The organism is Streptomyces violascens (assembly GCF_014649955.1).
In the GTDB taxonomy this organism is placed as follows: domain Bacteria; phylum Actinomycetota; class Actinomycetes; order Streptomycetales; family Streptomycetaceae; genus Streptomyces; species Streptomyces violascens.
The window spans coordinates 67,056-88,957 of record NZ_BMUA01000022.1; the positions used below are offsets into that span (position 1 = coordinate 67,056).

Below are 21,902 nucleotides of genomic sequence, written 5' to 3' on the forward strand. Positions count from 1 at the left end.
TCGTCTCGAATTCCGCTGATGACCTGTGGCATCAGTGAGGAAGTAGTCAGTCATGGCAAGCCTGCTCGACTCCGTCAACGCCGCCACGCTGCGCAGCGACGTCCCGTCCTTCCGTCCGGGCGACACCGTCAACGTCCACGTCCGCGTCATCGAGGGCAACCGCTCCCGTATCCAGCAGTTCAAGGGCGTAGTCATCCGCCGCCAGGGCGCCGGTGTCTCCGAGACCTTCACGGTCCGCAAGGTCTCCTTCTCCGTCGGCGTCGAGCGCACCTTCCCGGTGAACTCCCCGATCTTCGAGAAGATCGAGGTCGTGACCCGCGGTGACGTCCGTCGCGCCAAGCTCTACTACCTCCGTGAGCTGCGCGGCAAGGCCGCGAAGATCAAGGAGAAGCGCGACCGCTGAGCCCCGGCTCACACGCGCGTACGGGTCTGACGGCGGCCGGATAAGCTCTGGCCCCGATGGACACCGAAGCACAGCACACGGAGCGCGACTCTTCCGCCACCCCCGATCCGGGGCCCGCGGAAGAGTCGCGCTCCGCGCGTTTCAGCGCCCTGTCCGGCCATCTGGAAGGGCCCTGGCGCAAGACCGGGGCGCTGTTCGCGCTCTGCGTCGTCTTCCTGCTGCTGCTCAGCCACTTCGTGGTGCAGCCCTTCCTCATCCCCAGCGGCTCGATGGAACCGACGCTCAAAGTCGGTGACCGGGTCCTGGTCAACAAGCTCGCCTACCGCTTCGGCGGCACCCCCGAGCGCGGCGACGTCGTCGTCTTCGACGGGCGGGGCTCCTTCGTACGAGAAGGCGACGAGGGGAACCCGCTGGGGCGTGCGGTGCGTTCAGCAGGTGCGGCCCTCGGCCTGACCGAGCCCGCCGAGACCGACTACGTCAAGCGCGTCGTCGGCATCGGAGGGGACCACGTGGTCTGCTGCGACCAGCGGGGGAGGATCCAGGTGAACGGCACGGCCGTCGACGAGCCCTATCTGCACCCCGGAGACAGCCCCTCCCAGGTCCCCTTCGACATCGTCGTGCCCGACGGCACCCTGTGGGTCCTCGGCGACCACCGCTCCCGCTCCAGCGACTCCCGCGACCACCTCGGCGACCCCGGCGGCGGCATGGTCCCCGTGGGCCGGGTGATCGGGCGGGCCGACTGGATCGGCTGGCCCTTCGGCCGGTGGACGTCGGTGGGCGGCTCCGGCGCCTTCGCGGGCGTACGGGCGCCGGGCGGGGGACATGGGTAGCCGCGGGCGGCCGCGTTCCAGTGCCCCCGCCCGCGACCAGCCGCTGCCCACCGGCACCCGCCCCACGTCCGGCGCACCGGCTCCCGGCAGGCGCGGCCAGAGCGGCCGGGCCGAGCGGCGCAAACTCGCCCGCAGGGTCAAGCGGCGCAGACGCAGGTCGGCGGTGCGCGAGATACCCGTCCTGATCGTCGTGGCGCTGCTCATCGCCCTCGTACTGAAGACCTTCCTCGTGCAGGCCTTCGTGATCCCGTCCGGCTCGATGCAGCAGACCATCACGATCGGCGACCGCGTCCTGGTCGACAAACTCACGCCCTGGTTCGGCTCGAAGCCGGAGCGGGGCGACGTCGTCGTGTTCAAGGACCCCGGCGGCTGGCTCAAGGGCGAGCAGAAGACGGCCACCGGCGAGGACCCCGTCGTCGTCAAACAGATCAAGCAGGGCCTCACCTTCATCGGCCTGCTGCCCTCCGACAACGAGCAGGACCTGATCAAGCGCGTCATCGCGGTCGGCGGCGACACCGTGAAGTGCTGCGACAAGGACGGCAAGGTCACCGTCAACGGCCAACCCCTCGACGAGCCGTACGTCCACCCCGGGAATCCGCCCTCGCTCATCCAATTCGAGGTAAAGGTTCCCCAGGGCCGGATCTTCGTCATGGGTGACCACCGGTCCAACTCGGCGGACTCCCGCTACCACCTCGACGACGGCCATCAGGGCACCGTCCCGGTGAGCGGAGTGGTGGGCCGCGCGGTGGTCGTGGCCTGGCCTTTCTCGCACTGGCGCCGGCTGGAGGTGCCGCCCGCATTCGACTCGGTGCCCGCCGCGCCCGGCGGCTCGGCCCTGGGTATGTCGCATAGGGTGTCGTCCCGGGATCCGGCGGCGGAGCCGGACCAAGCGACCCAGCCCCCGACCCCTGCGGAACTCCCGCTCGTTATGGGAGTGGTGGGCCTGAGCCTCGTACGGGCCAGGCGGTGGCACAGAGTGAGGAGTGGATGTGGGGGATTTGGCGGTCGGCGCACGATCCGGACGCGAAGAGCCGGAGGAGCGGCCGGAGAGCGAGCTCGCCGATTCCTCCCCGGGACCCTCCGCGGGACCTGCGGACAGCCCCGCGACCGAGCACACCGTGCCGGCGCAGGGCAGTGGGCAGGGCGGCGGATCCGGCGACGAAGGACCCGTTGACGCCAAGGGCAGCGCCCCCAAGAAGCCGCGTTCCTTCTGGAAGGAACTGCCGCTCCTGGTCGGCATCGCGCTGGTCCTGGCCCTGTTGATCAAGACGTTCCTGGTGCAGGCCTTCTCCATCCCCTCGGACTCGATGCAGGACACCCTGCAGCGCGGGGACCGGGTGCTGGTCGACAAGTTGACCCCGTGGTTCGGCGCCGAGCCGCAGCGCGGCGAGGTCGTCGTCTTCCACGACCCGGGCGGCTGGCTGGACGGCGAGCCGACGCCGAACCCGAACGCCGCGCAGAAGTTCCTCAGCTTCATCGGCCTGATGCCGTCCGCCGAGGAGAAGGACCTGATCAAGCGGGTCATCGCGGTCGGCGGCGACAAGGTCGAGTGCAAGAAGGGCGGGCCCGTCACGGTCAACGGCAAGGCCCTGAAGGAGCCGTACATCTACCCGGGCGACAGCGCCTGCGACGACATGCCGTTCGGGCCGATCACGGTGCCCAAGGGCCGGATCTGGGTGATGGGCGACCACCGCCAGAACTCGCTGGACTCCCGCTACCACCAGGAACTGACCGGTGGCGGCACGGTGTCCACCGACGAGGTCGTCGGCCGCGCCTTCACCATCGCCTGGCCGCTCAACCGCATCGACTGGCTCGGCGTCCCCGACACCTTCGACCAGCCCGGCCTGAGCGCGATGGGCACGGCGGCGCCCGCCGCCGTCGGCCTCGTCGGCGCGGTCCCGATGGTCCTGTGGCGGCGCCGCAGGCTCCTTCAAGCGCAGGTCAAGGCGGAAAGCCCGGTCGCCAAGGGCTGACCTGGCGGTGTACCGCCGGGTAGGGTGCGGTCCCGGAATGTCGATCTCCGGGGTCCCGGGCTGCCTCGCGCACCCCGGGGCGCTGCCGGAAGGGAGCGCTGCGATGAGCGGTAACGGACTGGACCACGACGGCCACGGCCGCGGTCTCGGCAGTGTGCTGTCGGGGCTGGCCGTGGCCGTCGGCTGTGTCCTCTTCCTCGGCGGGTTCGCCTGGGGCGCCGTGCAGTACAAGCCGTACACCGTGCCCACCCAGTCGATGTCGCCGACCGTCAAGGCCGGCGACCGGGTGCTGGCCCAGCGCATATCCGGCGGTGACGTCCGGCGCGGTGACGTCGTGGTGTTCACCGACAAGACCTGGAGCAACATGCCCATGGTCAAGCGCGTGGTCGGCATCGGCGGTGACGTCGTGAAGTGCTGCGGCACCGACGGGAAGCTCACCGTCAACGGCCAACCGGTTGACGAACCGTATCTGCACGGCAAGACCCCCGCTTCCGCCTCGCCCTTCGACGCCAAGGTCCCGCAGGGCCAGGTCTTCCTGCTCGGCGACGACCGCTACGTCTCGCTGGACTCCCGCGTCCACCTGGACGACACCGCCAACGGCTCGGTCCCGCTGTCGGCGGTCTCCGCCCGGGTGGACGCCATCGCCTGGCCCATGGACGGCATGCTGGGGCGTCCTTCGGGCTTCGAGGCGATGCCGGGTGGCATCTCGCAGCCCGGCCCGCTGAAACTGGTCCTGGGCGCCGTCGTGGCCGGCGTGGTGCTGATCCTGGCCGGCGCCGCCTACGGGCCGATCGCCGGTCTCGCCCGGCGTCGCAGGGCCCGCGCCGCCTCGCCCGCCGGGAGGTGAACCCGTGACCGAACCCCGCAAGGTCGCCAGGGTCGTCCTGCTCGACCCGGACGACCGGATCCTGCTCATGCACGGGTACGAGCCCGAAGACCCCGCCGACACCTGGTGGTTCACCCCCGGCGGAGGCCTGGAGGGCGACGAGACCCGGGCCGAGGCGGCCCTGCGCGAGCTCGCGGAGGAGACCGGAATCACAGACGTCGAGCTCGGGCCGGTCCTGTGGCAGCGGACGTGCTCGTTCCCCTTCGACGGACGCCGCTGGGACCAGGACGAGTGGTACTACCTGGCCCGTACCGCCCAGACCGAGGCCGTCCCCACGGGGCTGACGGAGCTGGAGCAGCGCAGTACCGCGGGGCTGAGGTGGTGGACCTCCGCCGAACTGTCAGCGGCGCGTGAGACGGTGTACCCGACCAGGCTCGCCGAGCTGCTGCGCACGCTGCTCGACGAGGGTCCTCCGCACGCGCCGGTGGTCCTGGCCCCGGAAATCGTTTAGGGGCCCAGGGGGCTGACGCACAATAGGGGGACGCACGGCTGAAGGGGAACATGCCATGAGCGCCGAGGACCTCGAAAAGTACGAGACCGAGATGGAGCTGAAGCTCTACCGGGAGTACCGCGACGTCGTCGGTCTGTTCAAATACGTGATCGAGACCGAACGGCGTTTCTACCTCACCAATGACTACGAGATGCAGGTGCACTCGGTCCAGGGTGAGGTGTTCTTCGAGGTGTCGATGGCGGACGCCTGGGTGTGGGACATGTACCGGCCGGCCAGGTTCGTCAAGCAGGTTCGGGTCCTCACGTTCAAGGACGTGAACATCGAGGAGCTGAACAAGAGCGACCTCGAACTGCCGGGCGGCTGAGCCGCCGCCCGCCGGGGCTCGTTGGGGCCGGCAGGGGCTTGCGCCGAGGGCGGAAGGACTCCTTCGGGTGGCGGAGTTTTCCACAACCGAAGAGCTGTCCACCAAGATCCACTCGCCCGCGCCGGATGCGTGACAGTCGGTGCCGGAGGTGGTGCCGGATGAACGCTCGCGGAGCACTCGGAAAATACGGCGAAGACCTGGCGGTACGGCTGCTCGAAGCGGCCGGAATGACGGTCCTGGAACGCAACTGGCGCTGCGGCAGGACCGGCGAGATCGACATCGTCGCCAGCGACACGTCCCCCGGCGGGAGCGTGCTCGTCATCTGCGAGGTCAAGACCCGCAGGAGCGGCGCCTACGAACACCCCATGGCCGCCGTCACTCCCGCCAAGGCCGACCGGCTCAAGCGGCTGGCCGGGCATTGGCTCGCCGATCACGGAGGGCCACCGCCCGGCGGCGTACGGATCGACATCGTCGGTGTCGTACTGCCCCGCAAGGGCGCCCCGCGGGCCGAACACGTGCGGGGGGTGGCCTGAGATGGGATTCGCACGCACCTGCTCGGTCGCCCTCGTCGGCGTCGAAGGAGTCGTCGTCGAGGTCCAGGCCGACCTCGAACCCGGCGTCGCCGCCTTCACCCTCGTGGGCCTTCCCGACAAGAGCCTCGCGGAGAGCCGTGACCGCGTTCGGGCGGCCGTCGTCAATTCCGGCGACACCTGGCCGCAGAAGAAGCTCACCGTGGGGCTGAGCCCGGCATCCGTCCCGAAAAGCGGCAGTGGCTTCGACTTGGCCATCGCGTGCGCCATCCTGGGTGCCGCCGAACGCATCGACCCCCGCGAGCTCACGGATCTCGTCATGATCGGCGAGCTCGGCCTCGACGGACGGGTGCGGCCGGTGCGCGGCATCCTGCCCGCCGTACTGGCCGCGGCCGAAGCGGGCTACGAACAGGTCGTGGTGCCCGAACAGACCGCCGCCGAAGCAGCCCTCGTGCCCGGCATCTCGGTCCTGGGAGTGCGCAGCCTGCGCCAGCTCGTCGCCGTCCTCACCGACGAGCCCGTCCCCGAAGAGGAACCCGCCGAGAAGGGCCGACCCGACGCGATGCTCGCCGGGCTCGTCGTGCCCGGCGCCGGAGTCGGCACCGGCCTGACCGCCGGCCCGCGCGACGGCGACCTCGACCTCGTCGACGTCGCGGGCCAGCACGCCGCCCGGGCCGCCCTCGAAATCGCCGCGGCGGGCGGCCACCACCTTCTCCTCTCCGGCCCACCCGGGGCCGGGAAAACGATGCTCGCCGAACGGCTGCCCGGCATCCTGCCGCCCCTCACCCGCCAGGAATCCCTCGAAGTGACCGCTGTCCACTCGGTCGCCGGAATCCTCCCGCCCGGCGAACCCCTCGTCCGACGAGCCCCCTACTGCGCCCCGCACCACTCCGCCACCATGCAGTCCCTCGTCGGCGGCGGCAACGGCATCCCACGCCCCGGCGCCGTCTCCATCGCCCATCGGGGAGTGCTCTTCCTCGACGAAGCCCCCGAATTCGCGGGCAAGGCACTCGACGCGCTCCGCCAGCCCCTCGAATCCGGGTACGTCGTCATCGCCCGCAGCGCCGGAGTCATCCGGCTCCCGGCCCGGTTCCAGATGATCCTCGCCGCCAACCCCTGCCCCTGCGGCCGCCACACCCTGCACGGAGCGGGCTGCGAATGCCCCGCCTCCATGATCCGCCGCTACCAGGCGAGACTCTCGGGCCCCCTCCTCGACCGGGTCGACCTACGCGTCGAAGTCGAACCCGTACGCCGCGAAGACCTCCTCGGCGGGGGCGGCCGCGGCGAACCCGGCGCCGCGGTCGCCGGCCGCGTCCTCGCCGCCCGCGAACGCACCGCCGCCCGCCTGGACGGCACCCCCTGGAACAGCAACAGCGAAGTCCCCGGACACGAACTGCGCACCCGCTGGCTCACCGCCCCCGGCGCCCTCACCGGCGCCGAACGCGACATGGAACGCGGCCTGCTCACCGCGCGCGGCCTCGACCGCGTCCTGCGCGTCGCCTGGACCATCGCCGACCTCGCGGGAGCCGACCGCCCCGACGCGGGCCACGTCGCCCTTGCCCTGGAACTGCGCACCGGCATCTCGCGAGGAGCCCCCATGCCGGCCGGGAGCACCCCGTGAACGCGGTAGGGGCCGGCGCCGAACGCCTCGCCCGAGCCGCCCTCACCCGCGTCATCGAACCCGGCGACGAACGCGGCGGCCGCTGGCTGCGCACCTACGGCGCCGTCGATCTCCTGCGGCGCCTCACCGACCCCCGGGGCCCCGAGGACGACCTGCCCGGCGCGAGCCCTGCCCGGCTCGACAGCCACCGGCGCCGGGCCGCCCTGGCCGACCCCGAACAGGACCTGGCGACCGCCGCGGCCACGGGCGCCAGATTCCTCGTCCCCGGCGACGAGGAGTGGCCCCGCCAACTCGACGACCTCGGCGACGCCCGGCCCGTCGGCCTGTGGGTACGGGGCCACAGCGACCTGCGGATATGGGCACTGCGCTCCGTCGCGGTGGTCGGCGCCCGGGCCTGCACACCGTACGGGGCCCACATGGGCGCGGTGCTCGGCTCGGGCCTCGCCGAGAAGGGGTGGGTCGTCGTGTCCGGGGCGGCCGCGGGCGTCGACGGGGCCGTCCATCGCGGCACCCTCGCCGCCGGGGGCGCGACCATCGCCGTCCTCGCGTGCGGGGTCGATGTCGTCTACCCGAGGGGGCACGCCGAGTTGATCGGACGCATCGCCGAACAAGGCCTCCTCGTGGGCGAATTGCCACCCGGAGACCATCCGACACCCAGCAGGTTCATCCTGCGCAACCGCGTCATCGCCGCTCTCACCCGGGGAACCGTCGTCGTGGAGGCCGAGTACCGCAGCGGCTCGCTCGTCACGGCCCGCGCCGCGCAGAAGCTCGGCCGCTTCACCATGGGCGTCCCTGGCCCCGCCACCAGCGGGCTCTCGGCAGGCGTCCATGAACTGCTGCGCGGCGAGGGAGTCCTGGTCACCGACGCCGCGGAAGTCGTCGAGCTCGTCGGAGACATGGGCGAGCTCGCACCCGCCCGGCGCGGGCCCGTACTGCCCCGGGACCTCCTGGCTCCCGACGCCGCCCGGGTACTGGAAGCACTGCCGTCCCGCGGTACCGCCGCCGCCCGCGACCTCGCGCGCGAAGCCGGAACCAGCACCGACGAAGCACTCGGCCGGCTCTACGAACTGCACTCCCTCGGCTTCGTCGAACGGGTCGGCGACGCCTGGAAGTTGACGGCCGGCGCGCTCCGCCCGGCGAGCGCGCGGCGAGGCGGTGCTTGACCTGGGGCATTCGGGTGACAAGGTGAGGGGCTATGTCCACCGCGGGCCACACGGCAGCGCTTTCGGGGCCGACGCGCGGCGCGACGGCCCCCACCTGCGCCTGGGCCGCGACAGACCGGAGCGGCCCCGTCCGATCACCCGGTCTTCGCGCACCGCGACCACTCAGTCACGCTACGCTCACGAGGATCCCCGACCGGAAACAGCCCCCCGCTCACGTCACAGCAGAACGGCTCAAGGCAACGCATGCCCCAGCACACCTCCGGGTCTGATCGCACGGCAGCGCCCCCGGCTGCCCGCGGCAGCGGCACCGTGCGGCCACCGGCGCCCTCGTCCGTCGACGAGCTGTGGCGGTCGTACAAGGCCACCGGCGACGAGCGGCTGCGCGAGCAGTTGATCCTGCACTACTCGCCCCTGGTGAAGTACGTCGCGGGACGCGTGAGCGTGGGCCTGCCGCCCAACGTCGAGCAGGCCGACTTCGTCTCCTCCGGGGTCTTCGGGCTCATCGACGCGATCGAGAAGTTCGACATCGAGCGGGCCATCAAGTTCGAGACGTACGCGATCACGCGGATCCGCGGGGCGATGATCGACGAGCTGCGTGCGCTCGACTGGATCCCGCGCTCCGTTCGCCAGAAGGCGCGCGCCGTCGAACGCGCCTACGCGACCCTCGAAGCCCAGCTCAGACGCACCCCCTCGGAGGCCGAGGTCGCCTCCGAGATGGGAATCGCCGTCGAGGAACTGCACGCCGTCTTCAGCCAGTTGTCGCTCGCCAACGTCGTCGCCCTCGAAGAACTGCTGCATGTCGGCGGCGAGAGCGGCGACCGGCTCAGCCTGATGGACACGCTGGAGGACACCTCCGCCGACGACCCCGTCGAAGTCGCCGAGGACCGCGAACTGCGCCGCCTGCTCGCCCGCGCCATCAACACGCTCCCCGAGCGCGAGAAGACCGTCGTCACGCTCTACTACTACGAAGGCCTCACCCTCGCCGAGATCGGCAACGTGCTCGGCGTGACCGAGAGCAGGGTGAGCCAGATCCACACCAAGTCGGTGCTCCAGTTGAGGGCCAAGCTGGCCGACGTCGGGCGTTGAGGGGCCCCGGGGAACAGTCCCTGCCGATCTCCCCGGCGGCCCGGCCGTAAAGTGGAGCAGTGCCCAGGATCCGAGCGGCCTCCGTGGCCGAGCACCGCACCATGCAGCGCGACGCCCTGCTGGACGCCGCACGCTCCCTGCTGTCCGAAGGCGGCACGGAAGCGCTGACCTTCCCCGCCCTGGCCGAGCGCACCGGCCTCGCCCGCTCGTCCGTGTACGAGTATTTCCGCTCGCGCGCCGCGGTCGTCGAGGAACTCTGCGCCGTCGACTTCCCGCTCTGGGCCGCCGAGATCGAAGGCGCGATGCAGCGGGCCGAAACCCCCGAGGGCAAGGTCGAGGCGTACGTACGCCACCAGCTCGGCCTCGTCGGCGACCAGCGCCACCGGGCGGTCGTCGCCATCTCCGCCAGCGAACTCGACGCCGGCGCCCGCGAAAAGATCCGAGCCGCCCACGGCGGCCTGATCGCCATGATCGTCGAAGCCCTCGCCGACCTGGACCACGACCAGCCCCGCCTGGCCGCCGTCCTCCTCCAGGGCATCGTCGACGCAGCGGTCCGCCGCATCGAACAGGGCGCGGCGGAAGACCCCTCCGCGATCGCGGACGCAGCGGTGGCCATGGCCCTGCGGGGTGTCCAGAGCTGAGCCTTCAGGGGCCTCCGACCCTGCTACGGCAGGAAGATCGCGCAGGGCGGGCACCACACCGAGGACCTGCTCCGCCTCGCGGACGTCATCCCGGTGCGCAGCCGGGGTCCGCTTCCAGGGCAGCCCCGGCCCCTCCACCCGCCGCACGGAAACCGCGTCCCCACCCTGGCAGTCCATGCCCGCACGGTGAGCCCCGCAGCTTGGCCACACACAGGGGGGCACCCCCTTGAGGCCCCCTCACCGCGGCTCAGGCACCCCCACCACCGGCAACAGTCGCGAAGGCGCCCCCCGGTGCAGAAGCAGCAGCGGGTTCAGATAGATGTCGCCCCTCAGCAGCCCCCAGTGCAGGCAGCCGTCCGGGCAGTGGGAGGGGGTGTCCGCGGCGGTGGCGACCACCTGGCCGGCCGCCACCTCCGCGCCCTCCCTCACCAGAGCTCGTACCGGCTCGTACGTCGTTCTGAGGGGTGGGGACGTCGTGCCCGGCAGGGTGATGGTCAGGACTCCCCGGCCTGCCACCTGGCCGGCGAAGGTGACCCGGCCCGCGGCGGCCGCGCGAACCGGGGTGCCCGGCGGCGCGGCCAGGTCGACGCCCCGGTGGCCGGGGCCGTAGGGAGTGGCCGGTGGGGCCCACGGGTGGATGACGGCGGGCGGGATCACCGGCCAGATGGCGGCCGCGGTCAGGGCCGGCAGGAGTGCGCGGTACATGGGGATCAGGGTCCCGGGAGCGGTCGATCCGGGGGGATCTTGACCGGGGGCTGTGGAGTACTCGCTGGTTGTGGACAGCGCCGTCACCCGGCACTGTGCGGGTCCCGTACACTTCTTGTGGCGATCCGGGTGACCGGGTCGACTTCGCACGCCCCGCCGGCGGTCTCACCACCATCGCCGGCCGCGCCTCTCGGTCCTTACCCGCGCAGGGTTCAGGGCACGGCGCACCGGGGCGTCAGGCGCGGCAGCCGACCGGCAGCCGCGGTAACCGAGTACCTCAAGGAGTACGGCCATGGCCGTCGTCACGATGCGGGAGCTGCTGGAGAGCGGCGTCCACTTCGGTCACCAGACCCGTCGTTGGAACCCGAAGATGAAGCGCTTCATCTTCACGGAGCGCAACGGCATCTACATCATCGACCTGCTCCAGTCGCTGTCGTACATCGACCGCGCCTACGAGTTCGTCAAGGAGACCGTCGCGCACGGCGGCTCCATCATGTTCGTCGGCACCAAGAAGCAGGCGCAGGAAGCGATCGCCGAGCAGGCGACGCGCGTGGGCATGCCCTACGTCAACCAGCGCTGGCTCGGCGGCATGCTGACCAACTTCTCCACCGTCTACAAGCGTCTGCAGCGCCTCAAGGAGCTTGAGCAGATCGACTTCGAGGACGTCGCGGCCTCGGGTCTCACCAAGAAGGAGCTCCTGGTCCTCTCGCGCGAGAAGGCCAAGCTGGAGAAGACCCTCGGTGGTATCCGCGAGATGTCGAAGGTTCCCAGCGCCGTCTGGATCGTCGACACCAAGAAGGAGCACATCGCCGTCGGTGAGGCGCGCAAGCTCCACATCCCGGTCGTCGCGATCCTCGACACGAACTGTGACCCCGACGAGGTCGACTACAAGATCCCGGGCAACGACGACGCGATCCGTTCCGTCACCCTGCTCACCCGCGTGATCGCCGACGCCGTCGCCGAGGGCCTCATCGCCCGCTCCGGCGCTGCGACCGGCGACTCGAAGCCGGGCGAGAAGGCGGCCGGCGAGCCGCTCGCCGAGTGGGAGCGCGACCTGCTCGAGGGTGAGAAGAAGGCGGACTCCGAGGAGTCCGTCGAGGCTCCGGCCGCCGAGGCCGAGAAGCCGGCCGAGGCTGCTGCTGAGGCCCCGGCTGCCGAGGCCACCGAGGCTCCGGCCGCGGACGCCGAGCAGGCCTGACCCTTTTCAGGGACCCACAGGTTCGGTAGTTGACGGCGGGGGCCACAAGCCCCCGCCGTCGACCCGTAGCCCCGCAGATCTTCGTAGATCTTTTTAGACTCCGAGAGAGAAACACAGACTCATGGCGAACTACACCGCCGCTGACGTCAAGAAGCTCCGTGAGCTCACCGGCGCCGGCATGATGGACTGCAAGAAGGCCCTCGACGAGGCCGACGGCAACGTCGACAAGGCCGTCGAGGCCCTGCGCATCAAGGGTCAGAAGGGCGTCGCCAAGCGCGAGGGCCGTTCTGCCGAGAACGGCGCCGTCGTCTCCGTCATCTCCGAGGACAAGACCTCCGGCGTCCTCGTCGAGCTGAAGTGCGAGACGGACTTCGTCGCCAAGGGTGACAAGTTCCAGGCCGTCGCCGCCAAGCTGGCCGAGCACGTCGCCGCCACCTCCCCGGCCGACATCGCCGCGCTGCTCGCCTCCGAGATCGAGGCCGGCAAGACCGTCCAGGCGTTCGTCGACGAGGCCAACGCCAACCTCGGCGAGAAGATCGTCCTGGACCGCTTCGCGCAGTTCACGGGCGGCTACGTGGCCGCGTACATGCACCGCACGATGCCCGACCTGCCGCCGCAGATCGGTGTTCTTGTCGAGCTCGACAAGGAGAACGCCGAGGTCGCCAAGGGCGTCGCTCAGCACATCGCCGCCTTCGCGCCGAAGTACCTCACCCGTGAGGACGTTCCGGCCGAGGTCGTCGAGACCGAGCGTCGTGTCGCCGAGGAGACCACCCGCGCCGAGGGCAAGCCCGAGGCCGCGCTCCCGAAGATCGTCGAGGGTCGCGTCAACGGCTTCTTCAAGGACGCCACGCTGCTGGGCCAGCCGTACGCGCTGGACAACAAGAAGTCCGTCGAGCAGGTTCTGAAGGAGGCCGGTGTCACCCTGAAGCGCTTCTCGCGCATCAAGGTCGGCATCTGAGTCTGTTCAGCGTTCGACACTAGACCCCGCTAGGGTCTGAGGCAGTCGTCGGCCGCACACGCGACGGACGACCGCAGATCTGACGAGGAGGCCATTGCCGCTAGGGACCACGAGTACCCACCGGCAATGGCCTTCTTCGTATGTGCACGAGGAGATCCCCATGAATCAGGGCGCGGACGCCGCCAAGGCCGATCACTCGGCCGACCACAAGCGCGATGACGGCAAGGTGGCCGGGCGCTTCATGCTGAAGCTTTCCGGTGAGGCGTTCGCCGGCGGTGGGGGGCTCGGTGTCGACCCCGACGTCGTGCACAACATCGCCCGCGAGATCGCCGCAGTCGTCAGGGACGGCGCACAGATCGCCGTCGTCATCGGCGGAGGCAACTTCTTCCGGGGCGCCGAGCTCCAGCAGCGCGGCATGGACCGGGCCCGCTCCGACTACATGGGCATGCTCGGTACGGTCATGAACTGCCTCGCCCTCCAGGACTTCCTGGAGAAGGAAGGCATCGACTCGCGCGTCCAGACCGCCATCACGATGGGCCAGGTCGCCGAGCCGTACATCCCGTTGCGAGCCGTACGCCACCTGGAGAAGGGCCGCGTCGTCATCTTCGGCGCCGGCATGGGCATGCCGTACTTCTCCACCGACACCACCGCCGCCCAGCGCGCCCTGGAGATCGACGCCGAGGCCATGCTGATGGGCAAGAACGGTGTGGACGGCGTCTACGACTCCGACCCCCGGATCAACCCCGACGCGGTGAAGTTCGACGCGCTGGAGTACGGCGAGGTCATCACCCGGGACCTGAAGGTCGCCGACATGACCGCGATCACCCTGTGCCGCGACAACAACCTCCCGATCCTCGTCTTCGAGCTCCTGACGGCGGGCAACATCGCCCGCGCCGTCAAGGGTGAGAAGATCGGCACTCTCGTGAGCGACCAGGGCACCCGGGCCTGACCGGGGGATGGACAATCCCCTGCCGGTCGGACACCGTGCAGGGAAAGACGCTGGTTATCCAGGGCCCAAGGGCTCAGGTCGCACTGAGAACTCCCGGCCCACCCAAGACATGCAGGAGCAAGTGGTGATCGAAGAAACCCTCCTCGAGGCCGAGGAGAAGATGGAGAAGGCGGTCGTGGTCGCCAAGGAGGACTTCGCCGCGATTCGCACCGGGCGTGCGCACCCGGCGATGTTCAACAAGATCGTGGCGGACTACTACGGTGCGCTGACGCCGATCAACCAGCTCGCCTCGTTCTCCGTCCCGGAGCCGCGCATGGCGGTCGTGACCCCGTTCGACAAGAGCGCGCTGCGCAACATCGAGCAGGCCATCCGCGACTCGGACCTCGGCGTCAACCCGAGCAACGACGGCAGCATCATCCGCGTGAACTTCCCGGAGCTGACCGAGGAGCGCCGCAAGGACTACATCAAGGTCGCGCGCACCAAGGCCGAGGACTCCAAGGTGTCGATCCGCGCCGTGCGCCGCAAGGCCAAGGACGCCCTCGACAAGCTCGTCAAGGACAAGGAGTCCGGCGAGGACGAGGTCCGCCGCGCGGAGAAGGAGCTCGACGACACCACCGCCAAGTACGTGGCGCAGGTCGACGAGCTGCTCAAGCACAAGGAAGCCGAGCTCCTCGAGGTCTGATGAACGACTCTTCCTGGGGGGCTCCGCCGAGCCCCGAATACTGGGGAACCCCCGAGGGGCCTTCCCAGGGGGCGTTCCCGGCGGGGCCTGCATACGATGCGTATGACGCCGGCCCGCCCGTGTCGAGGACGCAGCAGATGCCCGTCCTGCCCGACGCGGGCAGCGGCGCCGAAGACCGCGAACGTGACCTGGGGGCCGCTCTGCCGGGCGGCCCTGACTTCCGCGACGAGACGCCGCAGGAGCCCATGGCAAGCCCTCCGCCCGTGCCCCCCGTGCCTGCCCAGCCGGAGAAGAAGAAGGCGGGCCGCGACCTGCGGGCCGCGATAGGGGTCGGCGTGGGGCTCGGCGTGGTCATCCTCGCGTCGCTCTTCATCGTGAAGGCCGTCTTCGTGGGGGTCATCGCGGTCGCGGTGGTCGTCGGGCTGTGGGAGCTGACCAGCCGCCTCGAAGAACGCAAGCAGCTCAAGGCGCCGCTGGTGCCGCTCGCGGTCGGCGGCGCGGCGATGGTCGTCGCCGGGTACGTCAGCGGTGCCGAGGGCGCCTGGGTTGCGATGGCTCTGACGTCGCTCGCGGTGCTCGTGTGGCGGATGACGGAACCGCCCGAGAACTATCTGCGGGACGTCACGGCCGGCGTCTTCGCGGCGTTCTACGTGCCGTTCCTCGCCACGTTCGTCGCGATGCTGCTCACCGCGGACGACGGGCCGTGGCGGGTGTTCGTCTTCCTGCTGCTGACCGTGGTGAGCGACACGGGCGCGTACGCCGTCGGCTGGCGCTTCGGCAAGCACAAGCTGGCGCCGCGCATCAGCCCCGGAAAGACCCGCGAGGGCCTGTTCGGCGCGGTGTCGTTCGCGATGGTGGCGGGCGCGCTGTGCATGCAGTTCCTCATCGACGACGGCACCTGGTGGCAGGGCCTGCTGCTCGGCCTCGCGGTCGCGTGCAGCGCCACGCTCGGCGACCTCGGCGAGTCGATGATCAAGCGGGACCTCGGCATCAAGGACATGGGCACGCTGCTCCCGGGCCACGGCGGCATCATGGACCGGCTCGACTCCCTGCTCCCGACGGCTCCGGTGGTGTGGTTGCTGCTCGCGGTGTTCGTCGGCACGGCCTGACCGGGCGCCGGTTACCCTTGAAGGGCGCGTCGCTCGCGAGCGACGCGCCCTTTTCGGCCCCCGGTCTGCGGGGGTGATCCTGTGAGGTCTCCTGGCTTCGGCTCCGTCTCGTCGCCTGCTCCGCGTCAGCGGAGGTCGCCCGGCCTCGTCGTACTGAGGAGATACCGCTCATGGCACGCCCCGTCCCGGGAGAACTCACCTTCGTCGCCCCCCGCGGAGCCAAGAAGCCCCCGCGGCACCTCGCCGACCTCTCGCCCGCCGAGCGCAAGGAAGCCGTCGCCGCGATCGGCGAGAAGCCGTTCCGTGCCAAGCAGCTCTCGCAGCACTACTTCGCGCGGTACGCCCACGACCCGGCGGAGTGGACCGACATCCCGCTCGCCGCGCGCGGCCGGCTCCAGGAGGAGCTGCTTCCCGATCTGATGTCGGTCGTCCGCCACATCTCCTGCGACGACGACACCACCCGCAAGACGCTGTGGAAGCTGCACGACGGGACGCTCGTCGAGTCCGTCCTGATGCGCTACCCGGACCGGGTGACGATGTGCATCTCCTCGCAGGCCGGCTGCGGCATGAACTGCCCGTTCTGCGCCACCGGCCAGGCGGGCCTGGACCGCAACCTGTCGACCGCCGAGATCGTGCACCAGATCGTCGACGGCATGCGGGCGCTGCGCGACGGGGAGGTCCCGGGCGGACCGGCCCGGCTGTCCAACATCGTCTTCATGGGCATGGGCGAGCCGCTCGCCAACTACAAGCGCGTGGTCGGCGCGATCCGCCGGCTCACCGACCCCGAGCCGGACGGCCTTGGCCTGTCCCAGCGCGGCATCACCGTCTCCACCGTGGGCCTGGTGCCCGCCATGCACCGCTTCGCCGACGAGGGCTTCAAGTGCCGCCTCGCGGTGAGCCTGCACGCCCCCGACGACGAGCTCCGCGACACCCTCGTACCGGTCAACACCCGCTGGAAGGTCCGCGAGGTGCTCGACGCCGCGTGGGAGTACGCCGAGAAGTCCGGGCGCCGCATCTCCATCGAGTACGCCCTGATCCGCGACATCAACGACCAGGCGTGGCGCGGCGACCTGCTCGGCCGGCTCCTCAAGGGCAAGCGGGTGCACGTCAACCTCATCCCGCTGAACCCGACGCCGGGCTCCAAGTGGACGGCCTCGCGGCCCGAGGACGAGAAGGCGTTCGTCGAGGCCATCGCGGCCCACGGCGTGCCCGTGACCGTCCGCGACACCCGCGGCCAGGAGATCGACGGAGCCTGCGGCCAGCTCGCCGCCTCCGAGCGGTAGTCCGAAGGGCAAAACGGCCGGGGGCCCGTCAGAGGCCCCGTGTAACCTGGCCGGAAACATCTGCATATTCCGACAGGGGAGCGCCACAGCGCTGAGAGTGCGGTACCCGCAAGGGACACGGACCGCAGACCCTCTGAACCTTGCCCCGGTCATTCGGGGTAGGAAGTTCGGCGATTACTCAAGCTGTTGCGCCCTGCCCGCACGATCTGGCGTCGTGCGGGCAGGGCCGCGTCTCTTCCTGGTCATCTCCAGGAGGAATGAAGAAATGCGCAGTACCAAGAGGCTCGCGGCCGGCGCCATCGCTGCCGCCCTCGGGATCACCACGCTGGCGGCCTGCGGCGGCTCGGACGGCAAGAAGACGTCCGGCGAGGCCAGCGGATCCGGCAGCAAGACCGTGACGCTGGTCAGCCACGACTCGTTCAACGCCTCCGACCCGGTGCTCAAGGCGTTCACCGCGCAGACCGGCTACACCGTCAAGGTCCTCAAGAGCGGGGACGCCGGGGCCGCGCTCAACCAGGAGATCCTCACCAAGGGCTCCCCGCGGGGCGACGTGTTCTTCGGCGTCGACAACACGCTGCTCTCGCGCGCCCTCGACAACGGCATCTTCACCCCGTACGAGGCCAAGGGCCTGGACCGGGTGCCCGCCGACGTCCAGGTCGACAAGGACAAGCACCGGGTCACGCCCGTCGACACCGGCGACATCTGCGTCAACTACGACAAGAAGTACTTCGCGGACAAGAAGCTCGCCCCGCCGCAGTCCTTCGACGACCTGGTCAAGCCCGAGTACAAGGACCTCCTCGTCACGGAGAACGTGGCGACGTCCTCGCCCGGTCTCGGCTTCATGCTCGGGTCCGTCGCCAAGTACGGCGATGAAGGCTGGCAGGACTACTGGAAGAAGCTGAAGGCCAACGGCGTCAAGGTCGTCGACGGCTGGGAGCAGGCCTACAACACGGACTTCTCCGGCTCGGCCGGCGGCAAGAAGGCCAAGGGTGACCGCCCGCTCGTCGTCAGCTACGCCTCCAGCCCGCCCGCCGAAGTGATCTACGCCGACCCGAAGCCCACCGAGGCCCCCACCGGCGTCGCCACCGGCACCTGCTTCCGCCAGACCGAGTTCGCGGGCCTGCTCAAGGGCGCCAGGAACGAGGCCGGCGGCAAGGCGCTCCTGGACTTCCTGATCTCCAAGAAGTTCCAGGAGGACATGCCGCTCCAGATGTTCGTGGACCCGGTCGCCAAGGACGCGGCGGTCCCGCCGGAGTTCACCAAGTTCGGCGCGAAGATCACGAACTCGGCGACCGTCGCCCCCGACAAGATCGCCAAGAACCGTGACCAGTGGGTCAAGACGTGGTCCTCGCTCGTCCTGAAGTAGGCCCGAAACTGCGGCGGAACGCGGTGCGGCTCGGCCTGATGGCCCTGCCCGCCGTGTTCTTCGCCGTGTTCTTCGCCTGGCCCGTGGCCGCCATCGTCGGCCGCGGGCTCAAGGCGGACGGCGCCTGGCAGTTCGGCCGGATCGGCGAGGTCCTCGGCGACCCGGACATCGGGCACGTCCTGTGGTTCACGACCTGGCAGGCGCTCGCCTCCACGGCGCTCACCCTCCTGATCGCGCTGCCCGGCGCGTACGTCTTCGCACGCCTCGAATTCCCCGGCAAACAGCTCCTGCGGGCCGTCGTCACCGTGCCGTTCGTGCTGCCGACCGTCGTCGTGGGCACCGCGTTCCTGGCGCTGCTCGGCCGCGGCGGGCTGCTCGACCAGCTGTGGGGGGTGCGCCTGGACACCACGGTGTGGGCGATCCTGCTCGCGCACGTCTTCTTCAACTACGCGGTGGTCGTACGCACGGTCGGCGGCCTGTGGTCGCAGCTCGACCCCCGGCAGGAGGAGGCCGCCCGGGTCCTCGGCGCCTCCCGGTTCGCGGCCTGGCGCACGGTGACGCTGCCCGCGCTCGGGCCCGCGGTCGCCGCCGCGGCCCTCATGGTCTTCCTCTTCACCTTCACCTCGTTCGGCGTCGTCCAGATCCTCGGCGGCCCCACCTTCTCCACCCTCGAAGTGGAGATCTACCGGCAGACCGCCGAACTCCTCGATCTGCCGACCGCGGCCGTCCTGACGATGGTGCAGTTCGTGGCGGTCGGCGCGATCCTCGCCGTGCACGCCCGTACGGTGCGCCGCCGCGAGACCGCGCTCAAACTGGTCGACCCGGCCCAGACCGCGCGGCGCCCGCGCGGCGCCGGCCAGTGGATGCTGCTCGCATCCGTCCTCGCCGTCGTGGCACTGCTGATCCTCCTTCCCGTCGGCGTACTGATCGAGCGCTCCCTGGACACCCCCGACGGCTACGGCCTCGGCTACTACCGGGCGCTCCAGGCCGCCGGGGACAACGGCAGCTTCCTCGTGCCGCCCATCGAGGCGATCTGGAACTCGCTCCAGTACGCCCTCGCCGCAACCGTGATCGCGCTGGTCATCGGCGGGCTCGCGGCCGCCGCCCTGACCCGCCGTGGCAGCGGCCGCCTGATCCGGGGCTTCGACGCCCTTCTGATGCTGCCGCTCGGGGTCTCCGCCGTGACCGTCGGTTTCGGGTTCCTGATCACCCTCGACGAGCCGCCGCTCGACCTCAGGACCTCCTGGATCCTGGTCCCGCTCGCCCAGGCGCTGGTGGGCACCCCCTTCGTCGTACGGATCATGCTGCCGGTGCTGCGCGCGGTGGACGGGCGGCTGCGCGAGGCGGCGGCCGTGCTCGGGGCGTCCCCGCTGCGGGCCTGGCGCGAGGTGGATCTGCCGCTGGTGCGGCGGGCGCTCCTTGTCGCGGCGGGCTTCGCGTTCGCGGTGTCGCTCGGCGAGTTCGGGGCGACCGTGTTCATCGCCCGGCCCGACCGTCCGACGCTGCCCGTCGCCGTGGCACGCCTCCTCGGCCGGGCCGGTGACCTCAACTACGGCCAGGCGATGGCCCTGAGCACGATTCTGATGGTGGTGTGCGCGGTGGCGCTGCTCGTCCTGGAACGCATCCGGACCGACCGGAGCGGGGAGTTCTGATGCTGAAGCTCGACGGTGTGACCGTACGGTTCGGACAGCGGGCGGCGCTCGACGCGGTCGACCTGGAGGTCGCCGACCACGAGACGGTGTGCGTGCTCGGGCCGAGCGGCAGCGGCAAGTCGACGCTGCTGCGGGTGGTGGCCGGGCTCCAGCCGCTGGACTCGGGACGGGTACTGCTGGGCGGCGCGGACCAGTCCGGCGTGCCCGTGCACAAGCGCGGCCTCGGCCTGATGTTCCAGGACCACCAGCTCTTCCCGCAGCGCGATGTCGCCGGGAACGTGGCGTTCGGGCTGCGCATGCGAGGGGCCTCGCGGGGTGAACAGGCAAGCAGGGTGGGCGAGTTGCTCGACCTGGTCGGGCTGCCGGGCGCGGGAAGGCGGGCCGTCGCGGCCCTGTCCGGCGGCGAACAGCAGCGCGTCGCGCTCGCGAGGGCGCTGGCGCCTTCCCCCCGCCTGCTGATGCTGGACGAGCCGCTGGGCCAGCTGGACCGCACGCTGCGAGAGCGTCTGGTGGTAGAACTCCGTTCGCTGTTCGGCCGGTTGGGCACAACCGTCCTGGCCGTCACGCACGACCAGGGCGAGGCGTTCGCGCTGGCCGACCGGGTTGTGGTGATGCGGGACGGCCGCATCGCGCAGACCGGTACGCCGCTGGAGGTCTGGCAGCATCCGGCCTCCGAATTCGTGGCCCGCTTCCTGGGCTTCGAGAACGTGGTCCCGGCGACGGTGTCGGGGGAGGTCGCGGACACGGCCTGGGGAAAGGTCCCGGTCCCGGCCGGCTCGCCCCAGGGCCCGGTACGGGTCCTGGTACGCCCGGCGGGCGTCCGGCTCGTGGGGGAGCGGGAGGGGTTGCCGTGCGAGGTGGTGGGGCGGACGTTCCGGGGCAGCCACGTGGCGCTCCGGCTGCGGCCGGGCGGGGGGCCGTTGCTGGAGGCGGAGTGCGGGTTGGAAGGGGCGCCGGGAGTGGGGGCGCCGGTGGGGGTTGCCTTTGGGGTGGGGGGAGTGGTGGTGCTGGGGGAGGAGTAGGGGTTCTTTCCCCACCCCGCCCCTTCCCCGCTGTGACACTCTGCGGCTCCGCCGCGCGGCGGAGCCGCAGGGCCTCGCCCCCCCCAGCGCCCACTCACCTCACCGGGGTGAGTTCTTTCGCCGGGGTGGGGTCCTCCACCCCGTGCGCGTCCGGTGACCCGAACCACGCCACCGCCACCGCCCCGGCCACCGCCAGGACGAAGCCCAGGACGGCCATCCACGCCAGACCCGCCCGGGACGCGTCCCCCAGCCACAGCACCCCGATCGCCCCCGGCAGCACCGTCTCGCCCACCACCAGCGCCGCCGTCGCCCCGTTCACCGACCCGATCTGCAGGGCCACCGTGTGCAGGTACATGCCGCCGACGCCGGCCACGAGGATCGCGTACAGCGCCGGGTCGCCGAGCAGCGCGCCGGCGTCGAACGGGTCGATGCCGTTCAGGACGCGGACGCCGACGCCGAGCGCGCCGAAGCCCAGGCCGGACAGGAGGCCCGCCAGGATCGCGGCGCGGGCGCCCAGGAGGCGTACCACCACCGTGCCTCCGGCCATCAGCACCAGCGCAACCACCAGGAGCCACCAGTGCGTCGACATCGCCGTGTGCCCGCTGCCCTCGTGGCCCGCCGCCGTCGCGAGCAGGACCAGGGCCGAGCAGACCACCCCGATCGACGTCCACTCCGCACGGCTCAGGCGGATGCCGAGGAGTTTCACGCTGAGGACCGCCGTGATGACCAGGTTCGCGCTGATCACCGTCTGGGAGAGGAAGAGGGGGAGCAGGCGGGCCGCCAGCGCGCCGAGGCCGAACCCGACGAAGTCGAGGATGGTCCCGACCATGAACTCCCAGGTCGTCGCCGCCTTCGCGGTGGAGGAGAGGCTGGGCCCGCCGTGCTGGGTCCTATCGCTCGCGGCCGCGTCGCGACGGGCGGACTTGCGGGACCCGACGGCTTGCAGGACCGAGCCCGTGCCGTAGCAGACCGAGGCGGCGATGGCGGTCAGCAGACCGAGCAGCACAAGTGACTCCGTTCCTGGCGGGGG

23 protein-coding genes are annotated in these 21,902 nt (G+C 70.8%); 21 read left to right on the top strand and 2 right to left on the bottom strand.

The window, feature by feature from the left end:
• Nucleotides 1-52 precede the first annotated feature (52 nt).
• From rplS to IE206_RS31650, 12 genes are all read left to right on the top strand, one after another.
• Nucleotides 53-403 carry a 50S ribosomal protein L19 gene (gene rplS, locus IE206_RS31595; protein WP_100577961.1) on the top strand — a complete coding sequence of 117 codons (351 nt, stop codon included), beginning with the start codon at nt 53-55 and terminating at the stop codon, nt 401-403.
• A gap of 56 nt (nt 404-459) precedes the next feature.
• The gene (lepB, locus tag IE206_RS31600; protein ID WP_189968174.1) at nt 460-1,233 is read left to right on the top strand and encodes a signal peptidase I; all 774 of its coding nucleotides are present in this window, start codon (nt 460-462) and stop codon (nt 1,231-1,233) included.
• Entirely contained in the window at nt 1,226-2,407 is a 1,182-nt protein-coding gene (gene lepB / locus IE206_RS31605) for a signal peptidase I (RefSeq protein WP_189968176.1), read from the top strand. The genes lepB (IE206_RS31600) and lepB (IE206_RS31605) overlap by 8 nt, the downstream gene beginning before the upstream one ends.
• Nucleotides 2,352-3,206: a signal peptidase I gene (lepB, locus tag IE206_RS31610; protein WP_189968178.1), complete on the top strand. Its 855-nt coding sequence runs from the start codon at nt 2,352-2,354 to the stop codon at nt 3,204-3,206. Before lepB (IE206_RS31605) ends, lepB (IE206_RS31610) begins: the two co-directional genes overlap by 56 nt.
• 103 nt (nt 3,207-3,309) lie before the next feature.
• Complete coding sequence (gene lepB / locus IE206_RS31615) at nt 3,310-4,053, top strand: signal peptidase I (RefSeq protein ID WP_189968179.1); 744 nt, start codon at nt 3,310-3,312, stop codon at nt 4,051-4,053.
• A 4-nt stretch (nt 4,054-4,057) separates the two neighbouring features.
• Nucleotides 4,058-4,543, top strand: coding sequence for an NUDIX hydrolase (locus IE206_RS31620; protein ID WP_189968181.1), 486 nt, complete (start codon nt 4,058-4,060; stop codon nt 4,541-4,543).
• Nucleotides 4,544-4,598: 55 nt separating this feature from the next.
• Nucleotides 4,599-4,907: a DUF2469 domain-containing protein gene (locus tag IE206_RS31625; RefSeq protein WP_003965949.1), complete on the top strand. Its 309-nt coding sequence runs from the start codon at nt 4,599-4,601 to the stop codon at nt 4,905-4,907.
• A gap of 158 nt (nt 4,908-5,065) precedes the next feature.
• Nucleotides 5,066-5,440 carry a YraN family protein gene (locus IE206_RS31630; protein ID WP_189968183.1) on the top strand — a complete coding sequence of 125 codons (375 nt, stop codon included), beginning with the start codon at nt 5,066-5,068 and terminating at the stop codon, nt 5,438-5,440.
• A 1-nt stretch (nt 5,441) separates the two neighbouring features.
• Nucleotides 5,442-7,058: a YifB family Mg chelatase-like AAA ATPase gene (locus IE206_RS31635; RefSeq protein ID WP_189968185.1), complete on the top strand. Its 1,617-nt coding sequence runs from the start codon at nt 5,442-5,444 to the stop codon at nt 7,056-7,058.
• Nucleotides 7,055-8,221 carry a DNA-processing protein DprA gene (gene dprA / locus IE206_RS31640; RefSeq protein WP_189968188.1) on the top strand — a complete coding sequence of 389 codons (1,167 nt, stop codon included), beginning with the start codon at nt 7,055-7,057 and terminating at the stop codon, nt 8,219-8,221. Before IE206_RS31635 ends, dprA begins: the two co-directional genes overlap by 4 nt.
• A gap of 243 nt (nt 8,222-8,464) precedes the next feature.
• Nucleotides 8,465-9,307, top strand: coding sequence for an RNA polymerase sigma factor WhiG (whiG, locus tag IE206_RS31645; protein WP_100577968.1), 843 nt, complete (start codon nt 8,465-8,467; stop codon nt 9,305-9,307).
• 83 nt (nt 9,308-9,390) lie between these two features.
• Nucleotides 9,391-9,948, top strand: coding sequence for a TetR/AcrR family transcriptional regulator (locus tag IE206_RS31650; protein ID WP_189968279.1), 558 nt, complete (start codon nt 9,391-9,393; stop codon nt 9,946-9,948).
• A 237-nt stretch (nt 9,949-10,185) separates the two neighbouring features.
• Here IE206_RS31650 and IE206_RS31655 read toward each other — a convergent pair whose 3' ends face one another.
• Nucleotides 10,186-10,653: a M23 family metallopeptidase gene (locus tag IE206_RS31655; RefSeq protein ID WP_189968190.1), complete on the bottom strand. Its 468-nt coding sequence runs from the start codon at nt 10,651-10,653 to the stop codon at nt 10,186-10,188.
• 292 nt (nt 10,654-10,945) lie between these two features.
• Between IE206_RS31655 and rpsB the strand changes: the two genes are divergently transcribed.
• The 9 genes from rpsB to IE206_RS31700 all read left to right on the top strand — a co-directional run bounded on the left by rpsB (nt 10,946) and on the right by IE206_RS31700 (nt 20,872).
• Complete coding sequence (gene rpsB, locus IE206_RS31660) at nt 10,946-11,851, top strand: 30S ribosomal protein S2 (RefSeq protein WP_189968191.1); 906 nt, start codon at nt 10,946-10,948, stop codon at nt 11,849-11,851.
• A gap of 121 nt (nt 11,852-11,972) precedes the next feature.
• On the top strand, nt 11,973-12,809 hold the full coding sequence (tsf, locus tag IE206_RS31665; RefSeq protein ID WP_189968193.1) for a translation elongation factor Ts: 837 nt from the start codon (nt 11,973-11,975) through the stop codon (nt 12,807-12,809).
• Between the two features lie 160 nt (nt 12,810-12,969).
• The gene (gene pyrH / locus IE206_RS31670; RefSeq protein ID WP_189968195.1) at nt 12,970-13,758 is read left to right on the top strand and encodes a UMP kinase; all 789 of its coding nucleotides are present in this window, start codon (nt 12,970-12,972) and stop codon (nt 13,756-13,758) included.
• Nucleotides 13,759-13,882: 124 nt separating this feature from the next.
• Nucleotides 13,883-14,440 carry a ribosome recycling factor gene (gene frr / locus IE206_RS31675; protein WP_120727660.1) on the top strand — a complete coding sequence of 186 codons (558 nt, stop codon included), beginning with the start codon at nt 13,883-13,885 and terminating at the stop codon, nt 14,438-14,440.
• Nucleotides 14,440-15,549 carry a phosphatidate cytidylyltransferase gene (locus IE206_RS31680; RefSeq protein ID WP_189968197.1) on the top strand — a complete coding sequence of 370 codons (1,110 nt, stop codon included), beginning with the start codon at nt 14,440-14,442 and terminating at the stop codon, nt 15,547-15,549. Before frr ends, IE206_RS31680 begins: the two co-directional genes overlap by 1 nt.
• A 170-nt stretch (nt 15,550-15,719) precedes the next feature.
• On the top strand, nt 15,720-16,832 hold the full coding sequence (gene rlmN, locus IE206_RS31685; protein ID WP_189968199.1) for a dual-specificity RNA methyltransferase RlmN: 1,113 nt from the start codon (nt 15,720-15,722) through the stop codon (nt 16,830-16,832).
• Between the two features lie 265 nt (nt 16,833-17,097).
• Complete coding sequence (locus IE206_RS31690) at nt 17,098-18,198, top strand: thiamine ABC transporter substrate-binding protein (protein ID WP_189968201.1); 1,101 nt, start codon at nt 17,098-17,100, stop codon at nt 18,196-18,198.
• 38 nt (nt 18,199-18,236) lie between these two features.
• Nucleotides 18,237-19,850 (top strand): ABC transporter permease, encoded by a 1,614-nt coding sequence (locus IE206_RS31695; RefSeq protein ID WP_189968281.1) that lies wholly within the window; start codon nt 18,237-18,239, stop codon nt 19,848-19,850.
• A complete protein-coding gene (locus IE206_RS31700; RefSeq protein ID WP_189968203.1) occupies nt 19,850-20,872 on the top strand; it encodes an ABC transporter ATP-binding protein in 1,023 nt (340 codons plus the stop codon). Before IE206_RS31695 ends, IE206_RS31700 begins: the two co-directional genes overlap by 1 nt.
• A 94-nt stretch (nt 20,873-20,966) precedes the next feature.
• On the opposite strand, the gene IE206_RS31705 is transcribed toward IE206_RS31700, so the two are convergent.
• Nucleotides 20,967-21,878, bottom strand: coding sequence for a DMT family protein (locus IE206_RS31705; protein WP_189968205.1), 912 nt, complete (start codon nt 21,876-21,878; stop codon nt 20,967-20,969).
• Nucleotides 21,879-21,902 lie beyond the last annotated feature (24 nt).

Coding starts and splice junctions, on each gene's coding strand:
- rplS (WP_100577961.1), top strand. CDS start 53: ATGGCAAGCCTGCTCGACTCCGTCAACGCCGCCACGCTGCGCAGCGAC.
- lepB (WP_189968174.1), top strand. CDS start 460: ATGGACACCGAAGCACAGCACACGGAGCGCGACTCTTCCGCCACCCCC.
- lepB (WP_189968176.1), top strand. CDS start 1,226: ATGGGTAGCCGCGGGCGGCCGCGTTCCAGTGCCCCCGCCCGCGACCAG.
- lepB (WP_189968179.1), top strand. CDS start 3,310: ATGAGCGGTAACGGACTGGACCACGACGGCCACGGCCGCGGTCTCGGC.
- IE206_RS31625 (WP_003965949.1), top strand. CDS start 4,599: ATGAGCGCCGAGGACCTCGAAAAGTACGAGACCGAGATGGAGCTGAAG.
- IE206_RS31630 (WP_189968183.1), top strand. CDS start 5,066: ATGAACGCTCGCGGAGCACTCGGAAAATACGGCGAAGACCTGGCGGTA.
- IE206_RS31635 (WP_189968185.1), top strand. CDS start 5,442: ATGGGATTCGCACGCACCTGCTCGGTCGCCCTCGTCGGCGTCGAAGGA.
- whiG (WP_100577968.1), top strand. CDS start 8,465: ATGCCCCAGCACACCTCCGGGTCTGATCGCACGGCAGCGCCCCCGGCT.
- IE206_RS31655 (WP_189968190.1), bottom strand. CDS start 10,653: ATGTACCGCGCACTCCTGCCGGCCCTGACCGCGGCCGCCATCTGGCCG.
- rpsB (WP_189968191.1), top strand. CDS start 10,946: ATGGCCGTCGTCACGATGCGGGAGCTGCTGGAGAGCGGCGTCCACTTC.
- tsf (WP_189968193.1), top strand. CDS start 11,973: ATGGCGAACTACACCGCCGCTGACGTCAAGAAGCTCCGTGAGCTCACC.
- pyrH (WP_189968195.1), top strand. CDS start 12,970: ATGAATCAGGGCGCGGACGCCGCCAAGGCCGATCACTCGGCCGACCAC.
- IE206_RS31680 (WP_189968197.1), top strand. CDS start 14,440: ATGAACGACTCTTCCTGGGGGGCTCCGCCGAGCCCCGAATACTGGGGA.
- rlmN (WP_189968199.1), top strand. CDS start 15,720: ATGGCACGCCCCGTCCCGGGAGAACTCACCTTCGTCGCCCCCCGCGGA.
- IE206_RS31690 (WP_189968201.1), top strand. CDS start 17,098: ATGCGCAGTACCAAGAGGCTCGCGGCCGGCGCCATCGCTGCCGCCCTC.
- IE206_RS31695 (WP_189968281.1), top strand. CDS start 18,237: ATGGCCCTGCCCGCCGTGTTCTTCGCCGTGTTCTTCGCCTGGCCCGTG.
- IE206_RS31700 (WP_189968203.1), top strand. CDS start 19,850: ATGCTGAAGCTCGACGGTGTGACCGTACGGTTCGGACAGCGGGCGGCG.